The 21362-nt window shown below is 70.3% G+C and carries 22 protein-coding genes; 12 read left to right on the top strand and 10 right to left on the bottom strand.

Annotated elements, in window-relative coordinates; all coding sequences use genetic code 11:
- The first annotated feature begins 56 nt into the window (after positions 1-56).
- The 4 genes from ileS (at position 57) to RSP_RS11130 (ending at position 4580) form a co-directional block, all read left to right on the top strand.
- Entirely contained in the window at positions 57-3011 is a 2955-nt protein-coding gene (gene ileS, locus RSP_RS11145; RefSeq protein ID WP_011338324.1) for an isoleucine--tRNA ligase, read from the top strand.
- Positions 2995-3240 carry a DUF3253 domain-containing protein gene (locus RSP_RS11140; RefSeq protein WP_011338323.1) on the top strand — a complete coding sequence of 82 codons (246 nt, stop codon included), beginning with the start codon at positions 2995-2997 and terminating at the stop codon, positions 3238-3240. Before ileS ends, RSP_RS11140 begins: the two co-directional genes overlap by 17 nt.
- Positions 3237-3680, top strand: a complete 444-nt coding sequence (locus RSP_RS11135) for a methylated-DNA--[protein]-cysteine S-methyltransferase (protein ID WP_011338322.1) — start codon at positions 3237-3239, stop codon at positions 3678-3680. Before RSP_RS11140 ends, RSP_RS11135 begins: the two co-directional genes overlap by 4 nt.
- Positions 3681-3743: 63 nt before the next feature.
- Positions 3744-4580, top strand: a complete 837-nt coding sequence (locus RSP_RS11130) for an EamA family transporter (protein WP_011338321.1) — start codon at positions 3744-3746, stop codon at positions 4578-4580.
- 7 nt (positions 4581-4587) lie between these two features.
- Here the strand turns inward: RSP_RS11130 and RSP_RS11125 are convergent, their stop codons facing one another.
- The 5 genes from RSP_RS11125 to fsa all read right to left on the bottom strand — a co-directional run bounded on the left by RSP_RS11125 (position 4588) and on the right by fsa (position 8516).
- On the bottom strand, positions 4588-5304 hold the full coding sequence (locus RSP_RS11125; RefSeq protein ID WP_009561962.1) for a CDP-alcohol phosphatidyltransferase family protein: 717 nt from the start codon (positions 5302-5304) through the stop codon (positions 4588-4590).
- A gap of 95 nt (positions 5305-5399) precedes the next feature.
- Complete coding sequence (locus RSP_RS11120; protein WP_011338320.1) at positions 5400-6119, bottom strand: EF-hand domain-containing protein; 720 nt, start codon at positions 6117-6119, stop codon at positions 5400-5402.
- A 108-nt stretch (positions 6120-6227) separates the two neighbouring features.
- Complete coding sequence (locus tag RSP_RS11115) at positions 6228-7148, bottom strand: tyrosine recombinase XerC (protein ID WP_011338319.1); 921 nt, start codon at positions 7146-7148, stop codon at positions 6228-6230.
- Positions 7145-7834: a DUF484 family protein gene (locus RSP_RS11110; RefSeq protein ID WP_011338318.1), complete on the bottom strand. Its 690-nt coding sequence runs from the start codon at positions 7832-7834 to the stop codon at positions 7145-7147. The genes RSP_RS11115 and RSP_RS11110 overlap by 4 nt, the downstream gene beginning before the upstream one ends.
- A gap of 22 nt (positions 7835-7856) precedes the next feature.
- Positions 7857-8516, bottom strand: a complete 660-nt coding sequence (fsa, locus tag RSP_RS11105) for a fructose-6-phosphate aldolase (protein WP_002720727.1) — start codon at positions 8514-8516, stop codon at positions 7857-7859.
- A 94-nt stretch (positions 8517-8610) separates the two neighbouring features.
- On the opposite strand from fsa, the gene RSP_RS11100 reads away from it, so the two are divergent.
- From RSP_RS11100 to RSP_RS11090, 3 genes are all read left to right on the top strand, one after another.
- A complete protein-coding gene (locus RSP_RS11100; protein ID WP_011338317.1) occupies positions 8611-10803 on the top strand; it encodes a primosomal protein N' in 2193 nt (730 codons plus the stop codon).
- 221 nt (positions 10804-11024) lie between these two features.
- Entirely contained in the window at positions 11025-11699 is a 675-nt protein-coding gene (msrA, locus tag RSP_RS11095; RefSeq protein WP_011338316.1) for a peptide-methionine (S)-S-oxide reductase MsrA, read from the top strand.
- Positions 11700-11762: 63 nt separating this feature from the next.
- Positions 11763-12638 carry a 50S ribosomal protein L11 methyltransferase gene (locus RSP_RS11090; RefSeq protein WP_009561968.1) on the top strand — a complete coding sequence of 292 codons (876 nt, stop codon included), beginning with the start codon at positions 11763-11765 and terminating at the stop codon, positions 12636-12638.
- Between the two features lie 351 nt (positions 12639-12989).
- Here the strand turns inward: RSP_RS11090 and RSP_RS11085 are convergent, their stop codons facing one another.
- Positions 12990-13202 carry a DUF1127 domain-containing protein gene (locus tag RSP_RS11085; RefSeq protein WP_002720723.1) on the bottom strand — a complete coding sequence of 71 codons (213 nt, stop codon included), beginning with the start codon at positions 13200-13202 and terminating at the stop codon, positions 12990-12992.
- 319 nt (positions 13203-13521) lie between these two features.
- On the opposite strand from RSP_RS11085, the gene ruvC reads away from it, so the two are divergent.
- The 4 genes from ruvC (at position 13522) to ruvB (ending at position 16810) form a co-directional block, all read left to right on the top strand.
- On the top strand, positions 13522-14028 hold the full coding sequence (gene ruvC, locus RSP_RS11080; RefSeq protein ID WP_002720722.1) for a crossover junction endodeoxyribonuclease RuvC: 507 nt from the start codon (positions 13522-13524) through the stop codon (positions 14026-14028).
- Complete coding sequence (gene ruvA, locus RSP_RS11075) at positions 14025-14699, top strand: Holliday junction branch migration protein RuvA (protein ID WP_011338315.1); 675 nt, start codon at positions 14025-14027, stop codon at positions 14697-14699. The genes ruvC and ruvA overlap by 4 nt, the downstream gene beginning before the upstream one ends.
- A 118-nt stretch (positions 14700-14817) precedes the next feature.
- Complete coding sequence (htpX, locus tag RSP_RS11070) at positions 14818-15720, top strand: zinc metalloprotease HtpX (RefSeq protein ID WP_011338314.1); 903 nt, start codon at positions 14818-14820, stop codon at positions 15718-15720.
- 64 nt (positions 15721-15784) lie between these two features.
- Positions 15785-16810, top strand: coding sequence for a Holliday junction branch migration DNA helicase RuvB (ruvB, locus tag RSP_RS11065; RefSeq protein WP_011338313.1), 1026 nt, complete (start codon positions 15785-15787; stop codon positions 16808-16810).
- Positions 16811-17079: 269 nt separating this feature from the next.
- Here ruvB and RSP_RS11060 read toward each other — a convergent pair whose 3' ends face one another.
- On the bottom strand, positions 17080-17421 hold the full coding sequence (locus RSP_RS11060; protein WP_002720718.1) for an SMR family transporter: 342 nt from the start codon (positions 17419-17421) through the stop codon (positions 17080-17082).
- Positions 17422-17688: 267 nt separating this feature from the next.
- Here RSP_RS11060 and RSP_RS11055 point away from each other — a divergent pair, with 267 nt between their 5' ends.
- Positions 17689-18336, top strand: coding sequence for a hypothetical protein (locus tag RSP_RS11055; protein ID WP_011338312.1), 648 nt, complete (start codon positions 17689-17691; stop codon positions 18334-18336).
- A gap of 179 nt (positions 18337-18515) precedes the next feature.
- Here the strand turns inward: RSP_RS11055 and tmk are convergent, their stop codons facing one another.
- From tmk to RSP_RS11040, 3 genes are read right to left on the bottom strand one after another with little or no spacing between them, the layout of a single operon-like run.
- A complete protein-coding gene (gene tmk / locus RSP_RS11050; protein ID WP_002720716.1) occupies positions 18516-19169 on the bottom strand; it encodes a dTMP kinase in 654 nt (217 codons plus the stop codon).
- 12 nt (positions 19170-19181) lie between these two features.
- On the bottom strand, positions 19182-20351 hold the full coding sequence (locus tag RSP_RS11045; RefSeq protein WP_009561978.1) for a D-alanyl-D-alanine carboxypeptidase family protein: 1170 nt from the start codon (positions 20349-20351) through the stop codon (positions 19182-19184).
- A 17-nt stretch (positions 20352-20368) separates the two neighbouring features.
- A complete protein-coding gene (locus tag RSP_RS11040; protein WP_011841512.1) occupies positions 20369-21151 on the bottom strand; it encodes an SPOR domain-containing protein in 783 nt (260 codons plus the stop codon).
- Positions 21152-21362 lie beyond the last annotated feature (211 nt).

Genomic DNA, 21362 nt, shown 5'->3' with positions numbered 1-21362 from the left:
GCGCAAGGCCCCCGGGGGCGCGCCCGATCCCCCACATCCCCAAAGGACCGCATCCGATGTGCGCCGACACGACCACCGTCCCCGACTACAAGGACACCGTCTTCCTGCCCGAGACCGACTTTCCGATGCGCGCGGGCCTGCCCCAGCGCGAGCCGGAGTGGCTGGCGCGCTGGGAAGAGATCGGGATCTACGACCGCCTGCGCGAGAAGACGGGCCGCAAGCCCTTCACGCTGCATGACGGCCCCCCCTATGCCAACGGGCACCTGCATATCGGGCACGCGCTGAACAAGACGATCAAGGACATGATCGTGCGCTCGCATCAGATGATGGGCTTCGACGCGCGCTATGTGCCGGGCTGGGATTGCCACGGGCTGCCGATCGAATGGAAGATCGAGGAGCAGTATCGCGCCAAGGGCCTGAACAAGGACGATGTGGATGTGGTGGCCTTCCGGCAGGAGTGCCGCAAGTTCGCCGAGGGCTGGGTGCAGATCCAGCGCGAGGAGTTCAAGCGGCTGGGTGTCACCGGCAACTGGGCCGACCCCTACCTGACGATGGACTTCCATGCCGAGGCGGTGATCGCCGAGGAGTTCATGAAGTTCCTGATGAACGGCACGCTCTATCAGGGCTCGAAACCCGTGATGTGGAGCCCGGTCGAGAAGACCGCGCTGGCCGAGGCCGAGGTCGAATATCACGACCATACCTCGCACCAGATCTGGGTGAAGTTCCCGGTGGTGGCCGTCAAGGACCGGCTTTTTGCGTTTGTTGAGAGCGCCGGTGTGGACGAGACTGTCCACAGCGAGATCGAAAAGGCTCACGTCGTTATCTGGACCACGACGCCTTGGACCATCCCGCAGAACCGCGCCGTGGCGTTCAACCCAGAGATTGCCTATGGAATCTACCGGGTCGAGCAAACTCTGGAAAATGCGCAGGCGAAAAGCGGGGACATCTTGATCCTTGCGTGCGAGCTGGCCGCTTCCGTGTTCCAACAGGCGAAGGTCTCTGCGTTCAAACAACTCGCTTATGTGCAGGCGGAAACGCTGCGCGGTCTGACGCTGGCCCATCCGTTCCGGGGCCTCGAAGGCTCGGCGGGCGAGTGGGACTTCGACGTGCCGATGCTGCCGGGCGAGCATGTCACCGACGATGCGGGAACGGGCTTCGTCCATACCGCGCCCTCGCACGGCGACGACGACTATCAGCTGGGCCTGAAGTTCGGCCTGCCCATGACCTACAACGTGCTCGAGGACGGCTCCTACCGGGCGGACCTGCCGCTCTTCGGCGGGCAGGTCATCATCACGCCCGAGGGCAAGGAGGGACCGGCCAACGTCGAGGTCATCAAGGCGCTGGCCCGCGCGGGGGGCCTTTTCGCGAAGGGCAAGCTCAAGCACTCCTATCCGCATTCGTGGCGGTCGAAGGCGCCGCTGATCTACCGCAATACGCCGCAATGGTTCGTCGCCATCGACCATCCGCTCGATGACGGGATGGGCACGTATGGCGACACGATCCGCAAGCGTGCGCTGCGCTCGATCGAGGAACTGGTGAAGTTCACGCCGATCTCGGGCCGCAACCGCCTCCATTCGATGATGGAGACGCGGCCCGACTGGGTGCTCAGCCGCCAGCGCGCCTGGGGCGTGCCGCTCACCTGCTTCGTGAAGAAGGGGGCGAAACCCACCGACCCGGATTTCCTGCTGAAGGACCCGGCGGTCAATGCCCGCATCTCGGCCGCCTTCGAGGCCGAGGGCGCCGACGTCTGGTATCGCCAGGGCTTCAAGGCGGAGGTGCTGGGCGGGCTCCACGATCCCGAGGCCTATGAGCAGATCTTCGACGTGCTCGATGTCTGGTTCGACAGCGGCTCGACCCATGCCTTCGTGCTGCGCGACCGGCCGGACGGCACCGAGGACGGCATCGCCGACGTCTATATGGAAGGCACCGACCAGCACCGCGGCTGGTTCCATTCCTCGATGCTGCAGGCCTGCGGCACCAAGGGACGCGCGCCCTACCGGGGCGTCGTGACCCACGGTTTCACGCTGGACGAGAAGGGCATGAAGATGTCCAAGTCGCTCGGCAACACCGTGGTCCCGCAGGAGGTGATCGACCAGTATGGCGCCGACATCCTGCGGCTCTGGGTGGCGCAGGCCGACTTCACGGTCGACCAGCGCATCGGCAAGGAGATCCTGAAGGGCACCGCCGACAGCTACCGTCGGCTGCGCAACACGCTGCGCTACATGCTGGGCGCGCTCGGCGGTTTCTCCGAGGAGGAGCGCGTGGCCCCCGCCGACATGCCGGAGCTCGAGCGCTGGGTGCTGCACCGGCTGGCCGAACTCGATACCGAGGTGCGGCGCGGCTATGCGGCCTACGACTTCCAGGGCGTGTTCCAGAAGCTCTTCACCTTCTGCACCAGCGATCTCTCGGCCTTCTACTTCGACATCCGCAAGGATGCGCTCTACTGCGACGCGCCCTCGAGCCTCCGACGCCGCGCGGCGCGCACGGTGATGGATCTGCTGTTCCACCGGCTGACCACCTGGTTCGCGCCGATCCTCGTCTTCACGATGGAGGATGTGTGGCTCTCGCGCTTCCCCGGCGCGGACAGCTCGATCCATCTGCAGGACATGCCGGAGACGCCCGCGGACTGGCGCGACGAGCCGCTCGCCGCCAAATGGGCGACGCTGCGGCAGGTGCGGCGCGTGGTGACGGCCGCGCTCGAGGTGCAGCGCACGGCGAAGGTGATCGGGGCCAGCCTCGAGGCGGCGCCCGTCGTCCATGTGCGCGAGCCCGACGTGCTCTCGGCGCTGAAGTCGGTCGATTTCGCCGAGGTCTGCATCACCTCCGATCTGGCGCTGACCGGCGATCCGATGCCGTCCGAGGCCTTCCGCCTGCCGGAAGTGCAGGGGGTGGGCGTCGTGTTCGAGCGCGCCGAGGGCGCCAAATGCGAACGCTGCTGGCAATATCTGCCGGACGTGGGCACGCACAAGCACCCCGGCACCTGCGCCCGGTGCAATGACGCGCTCGGATGAGCGGGTGCGCGCGATCCTGATGGATCTCGCGCAGGCGCGGGGCAGGGGCGCGAGCTTCTGCCCCTCCGAGGCCGCGCGCCGCATGGGCCCCGACTGGCGCGCCCACATGGAGGAGGTGCGCCGCGTGGCGGATCTCTGCGTGGCCGAGGGCAGGCTCGTCATGAGCCAGAAGGGCCGTCCCGTCGATCCCGCGACCGTGCGCGGGCCGGTGCGGCTGTCCCTGCGGTGAAGGGCGCGGTCCTCACGCCGGTCGGCCGGGTCGTGCTGATCGAGGAGGACGGCACGCTCGTCCGCCTCTCCTGGAGCGACGAGGAAGCGGAGGGCGAGAGCCCGCTTCTCGCCGAGGCCGCGGCCCAGATCGCGGCCTATTTCGACCGCCGCCTGACCCGGTTCGAGCTGCCGCTGGCCCTGGGCTCCGGCCGGGCCGCGCTCTTTCACAAGGCGCTTCTCGCGATCCCCTTCGGCGAGACCCGCCGCTACGGCGAGCTTGCCCGCGGTCTCGGCATTCCGCCGCAGGCGGTGGGGCGGGCCTGCGGGCAGAACCCGCTGCCGATCCTCGTGCCCTGCCACCGGGTGCTGGGCGCGACCGGCCTCGGCGGCTTCTCGGCGCCGGGCGGGATCGAGACCAAGATCGCGCTCCTGCGCCACGAGGGCGCGCTTCTGATCTGAGCCGCCCTTGCGGAAGCGCCGCCGCCCGGCTAGCGGTGGAGGGTCCTGTGGCAGGCGGTGCGGATGAGCCTCTTTGTCCTTCTGGCGGTGCTCGGCGCGGCCTTCCTACATGCGAGCTGGAACGCGATCATCAAGGTCGGGACCTCGAAGGTCGCGGCCATGGTGATCCTGTCGGTGGCCGAGGTGCCCATCGGGCTCGCCATCGCGCTGACCCGGCCCTGGCCCGCGGCAGAGGTCTGGCCCTGGGTGCTCGCGGCGGGCTGCTGCCATTTCGCCTACAAGTCCTTCCTGACCTTCGCCTACGAACATGGCGACCTGAGCCGCGTCTATCCGATCGCGCGGGGGGCGGCGCCGATGGCGGTGGCGCTGGTGGGCGCCTTCGCGCTGTCCGACGCTGTGACCGCGGGGCAATATGCCGGGATCGCGGTGCTCGGCGCGGGCATCCTCCTGATGGCGCGCGGGGTCTTCACCTCGGGCGAGGAGCGCAGGCTTCTGCCCTTTGCGCTGGGCTCGGCGGCGGCCACGGCCTGCTACACGATGATCGACGGGCTGGGCGCGCGGGTCTCGGGCGACGCGGTGGCCTATGTGGCCTGGGTGTTCGTGGCCGACGGGCTCATCTTCGGCACCGGCATGGTTGCCTGGAAGGGGACGGCGCTCCTGCGCGCCGATGCCCGGGCCTGGGCTTCCGGCACGGCCGCCTGCGCCGCCTCCTACGGGGCCTATGCGATCTCGATCTGGGCCATGACGGTCGCCCCCATCGCGGTGGTCGCGGCGCTGCGCGAGACCTCGATCCTCTTTGCCGTGCTGATCGGATGGCTCGTCTTCGGCGAGCGGATGACGCGGGACAAGGCCATGGCCTCGGCGCTGATCGTGGCGGGCGTGATGCTCACCCGGCTCTGAGGGCGGCTCAGGCCCTCTCGCGGGGCGGCAGGATCTGCTGGGCGACGCCCGCCAGCACGAGGTAGATCGAGGTCACGACAAGGCCCCAGTGCGCCCAGCTCTGTTCGTTGAACTCGACCCAGGCGGCCCAGGCGGCAAAGAAGACCCAGGCCGAGGCCACCGGCAGCGAGATCATGCGCCAGCGGGCGGTCCGCACCGGATGGATGAACTTGAGGTTGGTGAACATCGCGGCGGTCAGCGCGAGGACGATGCCGAGGATGGTCCATTCCCCGGGCGAAATCGCGAAGAGCACGAGCACGACCATGTTCCAGCAGGCCGGGAAGCCCGCGAAGGAATAATCCTTCGTCTTCATGCGCGTATCGACGAAATAGATCGCCGATCCGTAGACGATGACGATGATGACGAGCCAGCCGGTCCAGCCGGTCAGAAGCCCCGACTTGAAGAGCGCATAGGCCGGGATGAAGACATAGGTGAGATAGTCGATGATGAGATCGAGCTGCACGCCGTCGTAGGTGGGCCAGTTCCGCTTCACGTCGTAGCGCCGGGCCAGCGGCCCGTCGACCCCATCGACGAGGAGCGCCACGACGAGCCAGAGGAACATCAGGCTCCATTTTCCCTCGACCGCCGCCAGCATGGCCAGCATCGAGAGCACGGCGCCCGTGGCAGTCAACAGGTGGACGAACAGGGCTTTGAGGCGTGCATTCATCTGCCCGTCATGCCGCATCCCGCGCCCTGAGGCAAGTCAGGCCGACGGTCGCAGCAGCCGTTCCGGCTCTCGATCGGACCCCGGTGCGGCGCGCCGTCAGGCGCAGGGGAGCGTCAGGCCAGTTCGCGCAGCCGTTCGAGGAAGCGTCGGGTGCGCGTCGCATCCTCACGTTCATCCGGGGCCTTGCCGGGACGCGCGAAACTGTCGAGCAGCAGCTGGCGGAAGATCTCCATCGCCACGGCCCGCTCCGCCTGACGGTCGTTCGTGGCCGGGTCGGGGGCGGCCGCGGCGACGGTCTCCGCCTGACGGTCGGCCGCTTCCTCGGCCTTCTGCGGCGTCGGGCCGATCTGGGCGGCCTCGATCTCGGCGGAGGAGAGCGCCCCGTCGCCATCCTTGTCCGCCCGGGCGATCAGCACCGCGAGCCCACCGGTCTTCGCGGGCGGCGGAGGGGGCGGCGCCACAGCGGCCTGAGCGGCGATCATCTCGTCGGCGCTGATCACCCCGTCGCCGTCCTGATCGGCCAGGGCCACGAGGGGGTTGCTGGAGGGGGCATCCTCCGCCTCGCCACCGCTCTCCATGGTCAGAAGCGCGTCGAGCTCGGCCGCGCTGAGCGATCCGTCGCCATCGGTGTCGCCGGCCTCGACCAGCGCCAGAAAGAGGGACCGGCCGTCTGTCCGCAGGGGAGTGCCGCGCACGGGGTCCGGCGGCGGAATGGCGGGAGCGGGCGGGGCGGTGCCCCCGCCGGCCGGGCCCGGCTGCCAGGGCAGGGCCTGCCGCAGGGCCGCAATCACCGCGGACGACCGGGCCGTTCCGGAAAGCGCAATCACGGTCATGGCTGCCTCCTGTCTAAAGGATCACGAAGCCACATTATGTGAAACTGGTGCACCATTCCTTTACCCGGACATGGAAAGTGCCGCGACTTGAAGCGAATCCTCCGGCCTTCAGGCGCGGGGATGGGCTTTCGCATAGACTTCCATCAGCCGGGCCCCGTCCACGGCGGTATAGACCTGCGTCGTCGAGAGCGAGGCATGGCCCAGCAGCTCCTGGATCGAGCGCAGGTCGCCGCCCGCGTTCAGCAGATGGGTGGCGAAGGAATGGCGCAGCGCGTGGGGCGTGGCGGTGGGCGGCAGACCGAGGGTCGCGCGCGCCCGCTCCATCGTGCGGGCGACGAGGCGCGGATTGAGCGGGCCGCCGCGGGCCCCGCGGAAGAGCACACCGGAGGCGAGGTCGAACGGGCAGAGCGCGGCGTAGCGCGCCACCGCCGCGCGCGCGACGGGGAGGGAGGGCACCAGCCGCTCCTTGTCGCCCTTGCCCGTGATGCGCAGCACCTCGGGCAGGGGATGGGCGGTGCCGGGCAGTCCCAGCGCCTCGGAGATCCGCAGCCCGCAGCCGTAGAGCAGCGTCACCACGGCGAGGTCGCGGGCGCGGATCCAGTCTTCGGCGGCGTCCTCGGCCACGGTGGACAGAAGCGCCTTCGCATCCGCCTCCGACAGAGGCCGCGGCAGCTTGCGGCGGAACTTGGGGCCGCGGGCCGAGAGGACGGCGGTCGCGTCGACGCCCTCGCGCTCGGCCAGCCAGCCGGTGAACTGGCGCACCGCCGACAGCGACCGGGCGAGCGAGCGGGCGCCGAGGCCGCGGGCCCGCTCATGCGCCATCCAGGCGCGCAGGTCGGCATGGGGCACCGAGGCCAGCCTCTTCAGCCCGTAGCCTTCGCCCAGATGCCCGGCGAGGAAGGCGAGCCACCCCGTCACATCGGCGGTATAGGCGCGGATCGTATGGGCCGAGGCGCCTTCGATCGCGCGCTGATGCGTGAGCCACGCCTCGAGCGCGTCGCGCGCCGCGGGCGGGATCGCGAGGCTCATGAGAGCCAGCGGCGCATCGTCCGCTCGAACACGGCCGCGAAGAAGGCGAGAAGGTCCGTGCCCTGCGTGGGCTTGAAATGCTCGGGATCCTCGGAGCCCATGACGAGCATCCCCGGCAGCCGGCCGCGCCCGAAATCGAGCCGCATGAGCGCCTCGGAGGCGATGCGGGGGGAGAGCTCGCCGTAGAGCGCGGTCCCGGGCAGCGCGCGCCGCAGCGTGACCGTGCGCAGCGGCACGTTGCGCCCGCCCGCCACATAGTCGGCGACGAAGCCCGGCTCGACCACCTGAAGCACGCCGCCCAGCCGGTCGATGGCGGGATCGGCCTCGCGCTGCGGGCTTTCCAGCACCAGCCGGATGCTCTCGACCCGCAGCGTCTGGGCGACCTCGGTCGAGAGGTTCAGCAGGAACTCCTCGAAGCCGAACGGATCCAGCATCTGCAGGATCGCCCGGTGGATGAGGTTGGTGCCGGCGAGGTTCTCGTAAGCCGCGGCGATGACCGAGCGATGGGTGTCCTCGAGCCGGTCGAGCCGGCCCTCCAGACGCTCCATCGCGATGCCGCGCAGGTCGATCACGTTGGCCCCCATCGCGCGCTCGTTCGCCGCGATCAGGGCCTTCATCAGGTCGCGATCCTCGAGGATCACCTCGGGGCTCGCGAGGATCTTGTCGCGCAGGTCCTGTTCGATCATGCCGTCCTCGCCGGTCAGAGGCTCACTTCAGAAGGATCGACTGACCGGTCTTGGCCCAGTCGGCGTTGAACATGTCGAGGCCCTTGTCGGTCAGCACATGGTTGGCCAGCGCCTTGATGACGGCGGGCGGGGCGGTGATGACGTCGGCCCCGATCCGGGCGCAGTCCGCGACATGGTTCGGCGTGCGCACCGAGGCGGCCAGAACCTCGGTCTTGAAGTCGTAATTGTCATAGACCTGACGGATGTCGGCGATCAGCTCCATCCCGTCGAGGTTGATGTCGTCGAGCCGGCCGATGAAGGGCGAGATGAAGGTGGCGCCCGCCTTGGCCGCCAGAAGCGCCTGGTTGACCGAGAAGCAGAGCGTGACATTGACCATGCGGCCCTCGTCCGAGAGCACCTTGCAGGCGCGCAGCCCGTCCCAGGTCAGCGGCACCTTGACCGCGATGTTCGGGGCGATCTCGGCCAGATGGCGGCCTTCCTCGATCATGTCCTCGGCCTTCGCGGCCACGACCTCGGCCGAGACGGGGCCCGAGACGAGGTTGCAGATCTCCTTCGTCACCTCGAGGATGTTGCGGCCCGACTTCAGGATCAGCGACGGGTTCGTCGTGACGCCATCCACCATGCCGAGGGCGTTGAGTTCGGCAATCGCCGCGACGTCGGCGGAGTCGACGAAGAATTTCATGGGGATCTTCCTTGGCTCGGGGTTCCGCGGGGGTGTCGCCCCCGCCGTCTGCGGTGTAATAGCGCATCGGGGCGCAAGGGAAAAGGGAAGCCGCGTGACAGGTCGCTTCGCAGAGGGCGCACGGGTGGGCGTTCTGACCACCGAGCCGCTGGGCCGCGTGCTCGATTATCGCGCGCCCGAAGGGGGCTGCGATTTGGGCGACTATGTGGTCGTGCCGCTCGGGCCGCGCCGGGTGATGGGGGTGGTCTGGGGGCCGGGCGAGGGCGGCTTCGATGCGGCGAAGCTCCGCGGGATCGAGCGGGTGCTCGACGCGGCGCCCATGCGCGAGGAGATGCGGCTCTTTCTGGCGCGGGCGGCCGACTACACCCTGACCCCTTTGCCCGCGATGCTGCGGCTCGCGAGCCGCGCGCCGGGTCTGGGCGAGCCGCCGGCGGTGCGGCGCGTCTACCGCGCCTCCGGCCACGAGCCCGCGCGCCTGACCGAGCCGCGCCAGCGGGTGCTCGACGCGCTGGCCGCCTATGGCGGAGCGCCGGTGACGCTCGCTGAGCTGTCGGCCGAAGCGGGGGTGACGGGCTCGGTGGTGAAAGGGCTGGTCAAGGCGGGCGCGATCCTCGAGGAGGAGGCGCCGCGCGACCTGCCCTATCCGCCGCTCGATCCCGGTGCCGCGCCCGTGCGGCTCGAGGGCGATCAGGTGGCGGCAGCCGAGGCTCTTGTCGCGGCGGTGGCGGCCGACAGCTACAGCACGACGCTTCTGAAGGGCGTGACCGGCTCGGGCAAGACCGAGGTCTATCTCGAGGCGGTGGCCGAGTGCCTGCGCCGCGGCCGGCAGGCGCTCGTGCTCCTGCCCGAGATCGCGCTCACCTCGGAATTCCTCGCCCGCGTCGAGGCCCGTTTCGGCGCGCGACCCGCCGAATGGCACTCGGGCGTGACCGCGACCGAGCGGCGGCGGCTCTGGCGGATGGTGTCCGAGGGGCAGGCGCAGTTCGTGGCGGGGGCCCGGTCGGCCCTGTTCCTGCCCTTCCGCGACCTCGGCCTCGTCGTCGTCGACGAGGAGCACGACACCTCCTACAAGCAGGAGGAGGGCGCGCTCTACAATGCGCGTGACATGGCGGTGCTGCGCGCCTCGATCTGCGGCTGCCCGGCGGTGCTGGCCTCGGCCACGCCCTCGCTCGAAAGCTGGGTGAATGCCGCGCAGGGCCGCTATGCGCGTCTCGACCTCGGTGCCCGCTTCGGCGCGGCCGAGCTGCCCGAGATGCATGCGATCGACCTGCGCCCCGAGAAGCTGCCCGCGAACCGCTGGATCTCGGAGGCTCTGGCCCGATCGGTCGAGGCCCGGATCGCGCGGGGCGAGCAGTCGCTCCTGTTCCTGAACCGCCGCGGCTATGCGCCGGTCACGATCTGCCGCGCCTGCGGCCACCAGATCGGCTGCGACCATTGCGATGCGCGGATGGTCGAGCACCGCTTCCAGAAGCGCCTCGTCTGCCACCAGTGCGGCGCGACGAAGCCCATGCCCGAGGCCTGCCCCTCCTGCGGGGTCGAGGGGCGGATGGCGCCGGTGGGACCCGGGGTCGAGCGGCTGGCCGAGGAGGTGGCCGAGCGCTTTCCGCAGGCGCGGGTGGCGGTGCTGTCCTCGGACCTCTTCGGCTCGGCGCGGGCGGTGAAGGAGCAGATCGCGGCCATCGCCGAGGGCGGGGCCGACATCATCATCGGCACGCAGATCGTGGCCAAGGGGCACAACTTCCCGCTCCTGACGCTGGTGGGCGTGATCGATGCGGATCTGGGTCTGCAGGGATCGGACCTGAGGGCTGCCGAGCGCACCTTCCAGCTGGTGCGGCAGGTGGCAGGGCGCGCCGGGCGCTCGGCGAGCCGGCGGGGCGTGGCGCTCGTGCAGACCTGCCAGCCCGAACACCCCGTGATCCGGGCGATCCTCGGCGGCGACGAGGAAGCCTTCTGGAGGGCCGAGGCCGAGGAGCGGCGCGTGGCGGGGATGCCGCCCTACGGGCGCCTTGCGGGCATCATCCTGTCCTCGCCCGATGTGGCGCAGGTCTTCGAGACGGGCGCGGAGCTTGCCCGGGCCGACGGCCCCCTGCGCCGGATCGGGGCGCAGGTCTTCGGCCCCGCGCCCGCGCCCATCGCCCGGGTGCGGGGCCGCCACCGGGTGCGCCTGCTGGTCAAGGCGGGGAAGGGCGCGCCGCTGCAGGCCGCGCTCGCGGAATGGATCGCGCAGGTGAAGCTGCCCGCGAACCTGCGACTCGCGGTGGACATCGATCCGCAGAGCTTCCTCTGACGGCGGCCGCCCCCCGTGCCGGAGGGGGCCTTCCCATCCGACGGCGCGCTGCCCCCCTGCACCGGAAGGAGGCCTGCTGCGTCCAATGGAGAAGCGCGCGTGCCCCTTTCGCGCTCCGATGGCGCGAGCGTGATCGTGCAGGGCCTCCGGTGCCGTCAGCGTGACTCGCACCGGCAGGCGGCCCTCCCTATATTCGTCCCCTGTCAACCGGAGGCCGCACCATGTTCCTGCTCAACCGTAAGAAGTCCGAGATGGTCTCTGCCGCCGAGGCGCTGCCCGGCCGGCCTGATCCGATTCCCACGGCCGAGACACATTTCCTGTCGGGCCTGCCGCTGAAATCGCCGGTGCCTGCGGGCATGGCCGAGGCGGTGTTCGGCATGGGTTGCTTCTGGGGGGTCGAGCGCAAGTTCTGGCAGGTGCCGGAAGGGGTCTGGCTCACCATGGTGGGCTATGCCGGCGGCTACACGCCGAACCCGACCTACGAGGAAGTCTGCTCGGGCCGCACCGGCCATACCGAGGCCGTCCGCGTGATCTACGACCCGTCCGTCGTCTCCTATGCCATGCTGCTCAAGCTCTTCTGGGAGAACCACGATCCCACGCAGGGGATGCGGCAGGGCAACGACAGCGGCACGCAGTACCGCTCGGCCATCTACACCTACGGGCCCGAACAGGCCGAGGCCGCCCGGGCCTCCGCCACCGCCTATCAGGGCGCGCTGAGCGCGGCCGGCCGGGGCCGGATCACAACCGAGATCCTTCCCGCGCCGCCCTTCTACTTCGCCGAAGCCTATCACCAGCAATATCTGGCCAAAAACCCGGCCGGCTACTGCGGCGTGGGCGGCACCGGGGTGTCCTGCCCGATCGGAACCGGGGTCGGCGCCGCGTCGCCCGCACGCTGAGCGGCGCTTGACGCGGGGCGGGGGCGGGGATAGGCCCGCCCCGACCGCACCGGAGGCTGCCCCATGCCCACCTATTCCGCCCTGACCACGCTCGAAGGCGAGGAGGCCGCCGAGGCCCTTGCCGACGCCCTCGAGCGGATGGAGCCCGAGCCGACCGGCGTGGGCGTGTTCGAGATCGAGGACGGCTCGGGTCTCTGGGAGGTGGGCGCCTACTTCCTCGAACAGCCCTCCGAGGCGGTGCTCGAGCTTCTGGCGACGGCCTTCGGCGCAAAGCCCTTTGCCCTGTCGGAACTGCCCGAGATCGACTGGGTGGCCAAGGTCCGCCGCGAGCTCTCGCCGGTCGAGGCCGGGCGCTTCTTCGTCTACGGCAGCCACGATGCGGACAAGGTGCCGGACGGCCGGATCGCGCTTCAGATCGAGGCGACCGTGGCCTTCGGCACCGGCCATCACGGCACGACGCTGGGTTGCCTCCGCGCCCTCGACCGGCTGGTGGAGGCGGGCTTCGTGCCTGCGAAAGTGGCCGATGTGGGCTGCGGCACGGCGGTTCTCGCCATGGCGGCCGCGCGCGTCTTCCCCGAGGCGCAGGTGCTGGCCTCCGACATCGACGAGGTGGCCGTCGAGGTCGCGGAAGCAAATGTCGCGATCAACGGGCTCGACGGGCGGGTCGCCTGCCTCGAGGCCGCGGGCTTCGATCATCCCGACATCGCCGCGGCCGCGCCGTTCGATCTCGTCTTCGCCAACATCCTGAAAGGCCCGCTGATCGAGCTCGCGCCCGCCATGGCCGCCCATGTGGCGCCGGGCGGCGGGCTGGCCATCCTGTCGGGACTGCTCGTGGTGCAGGCCGACTCGATCACCGAGGCCTATCTCGCCCAAGGATTCGAACTCGCCCAGCGAGAGGATCTCGGCGAATGGTGCTGCCTCGTGATGCGCCGTCCCTGAGCATCGGCGCGGCCCGGGCAAGCGCGCGGATCCCGGGCGCGCCCGGCGCGTGAAAATCCACGGCGCCGCCGATGGTGTGGCGCAGGCTTCCTGCTTTCACGGGACGTTGTCCGCTTTCTGCCGCGCTCGGCGGCCATGCCGCCTTCGGCCGGAAACGGCGGTGTCGGTGTGGGCTTCGGCGGGGCAGCCTGCTCCTGCGCCCCGATCCGGCGGCCGGCCTCGTGGCGCGGCTGCACGAGGGGCTTCTCCCCGGGCGCCGATCGCTCTCAGGCAAAGGAAAAGGCCGCGTCCCGGTGGGGAGCGGCCTTTGGCAGATGGTCCGGGAGAGAGCGTCCCGTCCTCTGCGGGCCCTCAGCGGCGGAGCGCGCAGATGTCATCGATATCGCCGCGGCAGAGACCGATGTCGTCGAGCTCGCGATCGCTGAGCTTCGACAGCGCCGCGCGGGTGGCGCGGGCGTCGTTCCAGGCCACGACGGTGGCGAGGAGGTCGCTCATGCGCTGCACGAAGTGGAAGGTGGAGATGGCGCCGAAGGGCGCCGGGCGGGTCGTCTCGAAGGCGGCCATGGCGTCTGTCCTTTTTTCAAACTGCTGAAGATCACAGCATCGCTGCGTCTGAACAGGCAAATAAGCCGGCGGCTTGATGTCGGCAATTGGTTCCGGAGCAATGCCGCATTGCAGAAAACGCAAGGCTCCAATTCATGAAAATGTCTTGTATCCCGGGCGCTTGGTCGGAACGGCCCCGTCGTCGTATCACGCGGAAGAAGTGTCGTTTTTCGACCATGGCTGCGGCTTTCGCGCCGTGGCGCCGTGCGGGACGCGGAAGGTGCTGGCAGGTGTTCCCGCTTCGTGCTAGCCCTTGCGGCAACGCGAAGCAGGGGGCGACATGAGGGTTCTGGGCATCGACCCCGGTCTGCGGAACATGGGATGGGGGGTGATCGACGTGTCGGGCACGCGTCTGGCTCATGTCGCAAACGGAATCTGCCACTCCGATTCGGGCGATCTGGCGCATCGGCTTCTGTCGCTGCACGGCCAGCTGACCGATGTGCTGGCGCGCTTTCAGCCCGACACGGCGGCCGTCGAGCATACGTTCGTCAACAAGGACGGTGTGGCGACGCTGAAACTCGGGCAAGCGCGGGGGATCGCGCTCCTCGTTCCGGCGCAGGCGGGGCTGGCGGTCGGCGAATATGCCCCGAACGCGGTGAAGAAGACCGTGGTCGGCGTGGGCCATGCCGCCAAGGAGCAGATCCAGCACATGGTGCGGCTGCATCTGCCGGGCGTTCACCTTGCAGGTCCCGACGCGGCCGACGCGCTCGCGGTCGCGATCTGCCATGCGCACCATGTGCAGTCCTCCGGCCGGCTCGAGGCCGCACTGGCGAGGGCCGCGCGATGATCGGCAAGGTGGCGGGGATCCTCGACTTCCGCGGCCCGGATCATGTGCTGATCGACGTCCGCGGCGTGGGCTACATCGTCTATGTCTCGGACCGGACGCTGGCCTCGATGCCGGGTCTGGGCGAGGGGGTCGCTCTCTATACCGAGCTCGTGGTGCGCGAGGATCTGCTGCAGCTCTTCGGCTTCCCCACGATGATCGAGAAGGAATGGCATCGGCTGCTGATGACGGTGCAGGGCGTGGGGGCCAAGGCCGGCATGGCGATCCTCGGCGCCCTCGGGGCGGAAGGGACCGCGCGGGCGATCACGCTCGGCGATGCGCGCTCGATCCAGGCCGCGCCAGGGATCGGGCCCAAGATCGCGCAGCGGGTGGTGCTGGAGCTGAAGAGCAAGGCGCCTGCGCTGATGGCAATGGGCGGCGGCACGGCGGCGCTGGCGCCCTCCGAGCCCCCGGAGCCCGAGCCCGGCACGTCGTCCGGCAGCCGCCGCAAGACCCGCGCGCCCGAGCCGCCGCGGCCCAGCCACACGGCCGACGCGCTCTCGGCCCTCGCCAATCTCGGCTACCAGCCGACCGATGCGGCGCAGGCCGTCGCGCAGGCCGCAGGCGAGAGCCCGGACGCCGATACGGCCGCGCTGATCCGGGCCGCCCTGAAGCTGCTCGCGCCGAAGTCATAACCCGATCCCGCCCCCGCCCGCGGCTGCCGGGCAGGGAACCGCGAGGGCCCCGCCGATCTTGCTGGAGAGGCTCCGCGGGGCCATATCTGCAACGGTTTCCGGTGAGGGAGAAGCATCCATGGGATACGTTCGCACAGGCATCCTGATGGCGGTCATGACGGCGCTGTTCCTCGGCGTCGGGGCGCTCATCGGCGGGCAGAGCGGCGCGATCATCGCGCTCGTGATCGCCGCGGGCATGAACCTCTTCACCTTCTGGAATTCGGACCGGGCCGTGCTCTCGATGCATGGCGCGCATGAGGTGGACCCGCGCGCGGCCCCGGATCTCTACAACATGGTCCGGGGGCTGGCCGACCGGGCCGGGATGCCGATGCCGAAGCTCTATCTGATCGAGACCGACCAGCCCAACGCCTTCGCCACCGGGCGCAACCCCGAGAATGCTGCGGTGGCGGTCACGCGGGGCCTTCTGCGGGCGCTGACCCCGGAAGAGGTGGCGGGCGTGGTGGCGCACGAGCTCGCCCATATCCGGAACCGCGACACGCTGCTGATGACCGTGACCGCGACCTTCGCCGGCGCGATCTCGATGCTCGCCAACTTCGCCTTCTTCTTCGGCGGCAGCTCGAACGAGGAGGGCGAGCGGCCGATGGGCCTCGTGGGCACGCTCGCGCTGATGTTCCTCGCGCCGCTGGCGGCGGGTCTCGTGCAGATGGCGATCTCGCGGTCGCGCGAATATGAGGCGGACCGGATCGGCGCCGAGATCTGCGGCCGTCCGCTCTGGCTCGCCTCGGCGCTGGGCAAGATCGAGGGGCTCGCGCAGCGCATCGACAATGTCCGGGCCGAGCGTAACCCCGCGACGGCGCACATGTTCATCGTGAACCCGCTTCATGCGATGGGCCACGACCGGCTGTTCGCGACCCACCCGAACACCGCCAACCGGATCGCGGCGCTCCGCGCCATGGCCGAGGGCGCGCCGCAGGCCTCGCGCATTCCCCGCGTGGCCGCGCGCCGCGGTCCGTGGAGCTGATGGCGCTTCCTGCTTGCATCCGCCGGCCCGTTCGAGGAATGTTCCGGCAAATCCGAGCGAGCGCATGACAAGTTCCGATCCGACCCTTCGCCCCGAGCGGCTGCCCGAAGACATGGACCGCGCGCTGCGCCCGCAGTCGCTCGAGGAATTCGTGGGGCAGGCCGAGGCGCGCGCCAATCTGCGCGTCTTCATCGAGAGCGCCCGGATGCGCGGCGAAGCGATGGATCACACGCTCTTCCACGGCCCGCCGGGCCTCGGCAAGACCACGCTCGCGCAGATCATGGCGCGCGAGCTGGGGGTGGGATTCCGCATGACCTCGGGCCCGGTGCTGGCCAAGCCGGGCGACCTCGCCGCGATCCTCACCAACCTTGAGCCGCGCGACGTGCTCTTCATCGACGAGATCCACCGGCTCTCGCCCGTGGTCGAGGAGGTGCTCTATCCCGCGCTCGAGGATTTCGCGCTGGATCTCGTGATCGGCGAGGGGCCGGCGGCGCGGACGGTGCGGATCGACCTGCAGCCCTTCACGCTGGTGGGGGCCACGACGCGGCTAGGCCTGCTGACCACGCCCCTGCGCGACAGGTTCGGCATTCCCACGCGGCTCCAGTTCTACACCGAGGACGAGCTCGACCTGATCGTGGCGCGGGGCGCGCGCATGATGGGCGTGGACAGCGACCCCGAGGGCACGCGCGAGATCGCCCGCCGCGCGCGCGGCACGCCGCGGATCGCGGGTCGCCTCTTGCGCCGGGTGGTCGATTTCGCGCTGGTCGAGGGGGACGGGCGGCTCACGCAGGCGATCGCCGACCGCGCGCTGACCCGGCTCGGGGTGGACCATCTGGGGCTCGACCTCGGCGACCGGCGCTATATCGGCCTCATCGCCGAGAATTACGGCGGCGGGCCGGTGGGCATCGAGACCATCGCCGCCGCCCTGTCCGAAAGCCGCGACGCGGTCGAGGAGGTGATCGAGCCCTATCTGCTGCAGCAGGGCCTGATCCAGCGCACGCCTCGCGGCCGGATGCTGGCGCACAAGGCCTGGCGTCACATGGGGATCGAGCCGCCGAAGGGGCCGGGGCAGTCGGATCTCTTCGGCTGAGGCAGAGGGCCCTGGCGGTGGCCTGCGGTGACGCACCCGAGAGGCGGGCTTTGCCCGGATCGGGCGCGACGTCGGTTTCGCCCGCCCCGCATTGCCCCTCGCCCGGGCTTCAAATCGACGCAAATGGGGCTACCGGCCTCAGACGGCATGACTGACGCAGGCGTCGCCCCGGGCAAGCGGTTCTGCCTCGTGGCAAGCCCGCGGGGCCTCGCCGCGGCCGCGCGCAGGCGCCTCGCGTCGTTCGCCTCATGCGGCCGGCACGGGCTCGGCTAGTGCGGGATGGTCTTGGAAAAGAGGTTCACCACCAGCACGCCCAAGAGGATCAGGCCGAGGCCGAGGATCGCCGGCAGGTCCAGCCGCTCGCCATAGACGATCCAGCCGATGGCCGCGATGAAGACGATGCCGAGCCCCGACCAGACCGCATAGACGATGCCCGTGGGCATCACCTTCAGCGTGACCGAGAGGCAGCCGAAGGCGATCGCATAGCCCACCACGGTGACGACGCTGGGCCAGAGCCGGGTGAACCCGTCCGAGCGCGCGAGCGCCGTGGTGGCCACGACTTCGGCAAGGATCGCAAGGACGAGGAAGGCGTAGGTGGTCGCAAGCGGCATGGGTCTCTCCGATCAGGCCGCCATCCTGTCCGGGCGGATCCGGGCGAGTCAATCGCTCCGAGACGATCTTCGGGGGAGTGCCGGCGGTGAGCCTCTGCGCCGTGCGGACGGCGACAGTCGTGGCGCTGCAGACCGGATCGCCATGGCACGGGGAGGAGCTGCAGGCTCGGCGCAAGGATCCCGCGCCCCGAGGATGCGTCTCCTGCGCTGCCAAGCTCATAGGTCCCGCCGGAGCCGCCCCGGTTGCCTGTGCGGCGGAAAGATCCTATGTCCCGCCTCGAACGGCAGGGGAGGGCGGCCATGACACCTTCGGACGTCGAGGCGCTCTTCACCGACGCGGAGGGGCGCTTCCGGTTCGCGCGCTGGGGCCGGCCGCTCGTGCCCGTCGTGTTCGGCGTCGAGGAGGCCACGCTCGCCACCGTCAAGGGCGCGGTCGAGGCGGTGGTCGCGCTTGCCGGGCACCGGATGGCGGAGACCGATCCCGAACTCGGCGTCAATCTCATGATCTTCTTCTTCCGCGACTGGGAGGAGCTGCCGGAGGTGCCGAACCTCGACCGGATGATCCCCGATCTCGGGCCGCTCTGTGCGCGGCTGGCGGCGGCGGGGGCAAACCAGTATCGCCATTTCCGCTTCGATGCCGAAGGAGCGATCCGCGCCTGCTTCGTCTTCCTGCGGATGGACGCGCATCTCTCGGCGATGCCGGCCGAGGCGCTGGCGCTCACGCAGGCGGTGCAATCGATGCTGCTCTGGTCCGAGCGTGCCTTCGCCGAGAGCTCTCCGCTGGCGCGCGCGGGCGAGACGCTGATCCTGCGGCCCGAGATCGCCTCGGTGATCCGCGCGGCCTACGATCCGGTCCTTCCCGCGGCCGCCTCCGACCCGAGCCACGCTCTCCGCCTCGCGGCGCGGACAGGCTGAGACGATCCGGCGACCGCCTTGGATGGGCAGGCTTTTCTGGGCTGAGTGAGACGGGGGCTCGGCTGCGGATGCGATCCCGGCCTACCGAGGCAGATGCGCGGCGCAGGGCAGGGGCGAGACCGCCGATCTTCAGCGATCCGGGGAAAGGCGATCCGGGCCCGATTCCGCGACCGGGTCCGTCAGACCGGCGCCTGCGCGAGGAACGGCGCCAGCGCCGCACAGGCCCGGGCCTGCACTTCCTCGGGCGTGCCCGAGGCATCGATCACTGCATGGCGGCCGGGGTCGCGGGCAGCCTGCGCGAGGAAGGCCGCGCGGATGCGCTCGTGGAAGGCCAGATCGAGGCTCTCGAACCGGCCTTCGTCCAGCGTCTCGCCGGTGAGCCTCCGGCGGCTGCGGGCGAGGCCGATGCCCGCCTCGAGATCGAGGACGAGCGTCAGATCCGGCCAGAGATCGCCCGTGGCCTCGGCATGGAGCGTGCGGATGAACGCCTCGGAGAGGCCGCGCCCGGTGCCCTGATAGGCCAGCGTCGAGCCCGCATAGCGGTCCGAAATCACGACCCGGCCCTGCGCCAGCGCGGGCGCGATCACGCGGCGGACATGCTGGACGCGCGCGGCGGTCATCAGCAGGAGCTCCGCCATCGGATCCCACGCCTCGTCGGCGCCGGCGAGCACCAGCCCGCGGATGGCCTCGCCCTCGGGGGTGCCGCCCGGCTCGCGCGTGACGAGCACGTCGCGGCCCTCCGCCCCGAGATGCGCCGCCAGAGACCGGACGATCCCGGACTTGCCGGAGCCGTCGATCCCCTCGACCGCGAGAAAGAAGCCCTGCGCGCCCATCGGTCCGCCGGCTCAGGTGGCCGGCGCCTCCTCCATGAAGCGGCGATAGAGCACCTTCGCCGCCGTCATCAGCCGCACCTGCAGCCCGCCGCTGCCGATGCTGCCCTCGGCCACCAGCGGCACCCGCGTGTCGGGCAGGTCGGGCACATGGATCACTAGCTCGGCCAGCTCCTGACCGGCGGCGATCGGCGCGCGGAGCGGCCCCGTGTAGCTCACCTCGGCCGTCACATTGTCCTGCACCAGCGCGGGCACGAGGAGCTTCACATCCTCGGCCGGCACCAGCCCCACGCGCGAGGCATTGCCGAGCCAGACATCGGCCTCGGTCACGCGCTGGCCCTTGGTCACCAGCGTCTTCTGGACGAACTGGCGAAAGGCCCAGTTCACGATCTGCTCGCCTTCCTGCGCCCGGTCGGCCTCGGTCGCGAGGCCGGTCAGCACGAAGACGATGCGGCGGCCGTCCTTCTGCACCGCCGAGCCCACGAGGCCGTAGCCCGCCTCCTGCGTGTGCCCGGTCTTCAGCCCGTCCGCCGTCCAGTCGCCGTTCGGCCCGAGGCGCAGCAGCGGGTTGCGGTTGTTGGCGTTCGAGGGGACCCGGTCCTTGTAGTTGAACTCGGTGTGCGAGAAATAGGGATAGAACTCCGGGAATTCCTCGATCAGCCGCACCGCGAGGATGCCCAGATCGTGCACGCTCATCCGGTGGCCGGGGTCGGGCCAGCCCGAGGAGTTGGTGAAGGTCGAGTCGGTCATCCCCAGCGCCTTGGCGCGGACAGTCATGGCGCGGGCGAAGTCGCTTTCGGTGCCGTTCAGCCCCTCGGCCACAACCACGCAGGCGTCGTTGCCCGAGTTCACGATGATGCCGTGGATCAGCTCCTCGACGGTGGGCCGGTCGCGCTCCTCGACGAACATCTTCGACCCGCCCATCTGCTTGGCCTTGGTCGAGACGGCGAAGGTGGTCTCCATCGTCACACGCCCGTCGCGCAGCGCCTCGAACAGCATGTTCAGCGTCATGAGCTTGGACATCGAGGCCGGCGGCAGCGGCTCGTGCGCGTTCTTGTCGAGCAGCACCGTGTGGGTGGTCACGTCATAGACCCAGGCCGCGCGGGCGCGCGTGTCGAAGGCCAGCGCAGGCAGCGCGGTCACGAGGCTCAGGATCAGGGCGAGGAAGAGGCGGGGCAGCGACACGGGTGCGTCCTTTCCTGTCAGCGGGCGAGAAGATGGGCGTCGGCGAAGCCTAGGCCCTTGACCCGGGCCAGAAGGGCCGGGGCCTCGTCGGAGGGGGCGGGACCGGCGAGGACGGTCCAGAGCGAAGTTCCGCCCTGCCGCACTTCGGCGACGCGGGCGGGCACGCCGCCTTCGGTGAGGCGGTCGGCGGTGCGGCGGGCATTCTCGGGCTGGCCGAAGCTGCCCACGCGGATCGTGCGCCCGCCGGCCACCGGGGCGGGGCTCGCGGTCCGGGGCTCCGTGGCGAGGAAGGCGGGACCAGCCTCTGTGGCTGGCTGGGGAGCGGGCTGGCTCACGGACGCGTCCGTCGCGGCGGCCTCTGCCGCTTCCTTGCGGCGCAGCGCGGTCACGCGGATGGTGGCGGGTTGGCCCGCCAAAAGACCCAACGCCTCGGCCGCATCGGAGGACAGCTGCAGTTTCGGCCCCGGATTCTCGCGTTCGCGCCGGAAGAGCGCGCCCACGACCGAGCGGTTGTTCGCGGGATTGACCATCACCACGCGCTCGGGATCCTTCACGTCGGGTGCCGCGACCCAGATCCCGCCGAGCGACGGACGCCCGTCCCAGAGGGCCTTGTCGGTGGTCTGGTAGGCCTCGGGTGCCTCGACATCCGCGCCCACGGGGGCCTGCGCCGGCACGATCACTGCGGCAGCGCCCCCCTCGGCGGGGCCGAAGCCCGTGGCTTCCCGCACGCGGTCACACGCGCCGAGCACCAGCCCGGCCGCCGCCACGAGAGCCCAGTTCCGAAAGATCGGATGTGACATCGCTCGCCCCTTCGTGCGCGGGTTTGCTCCGCGTCTGTTGCCAGACCGGGTCCTGCGGCCGGTCTCCTGCCCCGAAAGCCGCGGCGTGTCGCGGCGGGCGCATCATAGCCACGATGGCCATGGCTGGAAAGGGCGGCAGGGCGCGGCGCCGCCCGGCGGGCAGACTGCCGCCATCACCTTCCCGTGCGCCGGCGGGCGAGGACCGGAGGGT

This window comes from Cereibacter sphaeroides 2.4.1, from assembly GCF_000012905.2.
GTDB lineage: Bacteria > Pseudomonadota > Alphaproteobacteria > Rhodobacterales > Rhodobacteraceae > Cereibacter_A > Cereibacter_A sphaeroides.
Note: the sequence above shows the minus strand (reverse complement) of the source record. Positions and strands in the feature narration are given on the sequence as shown.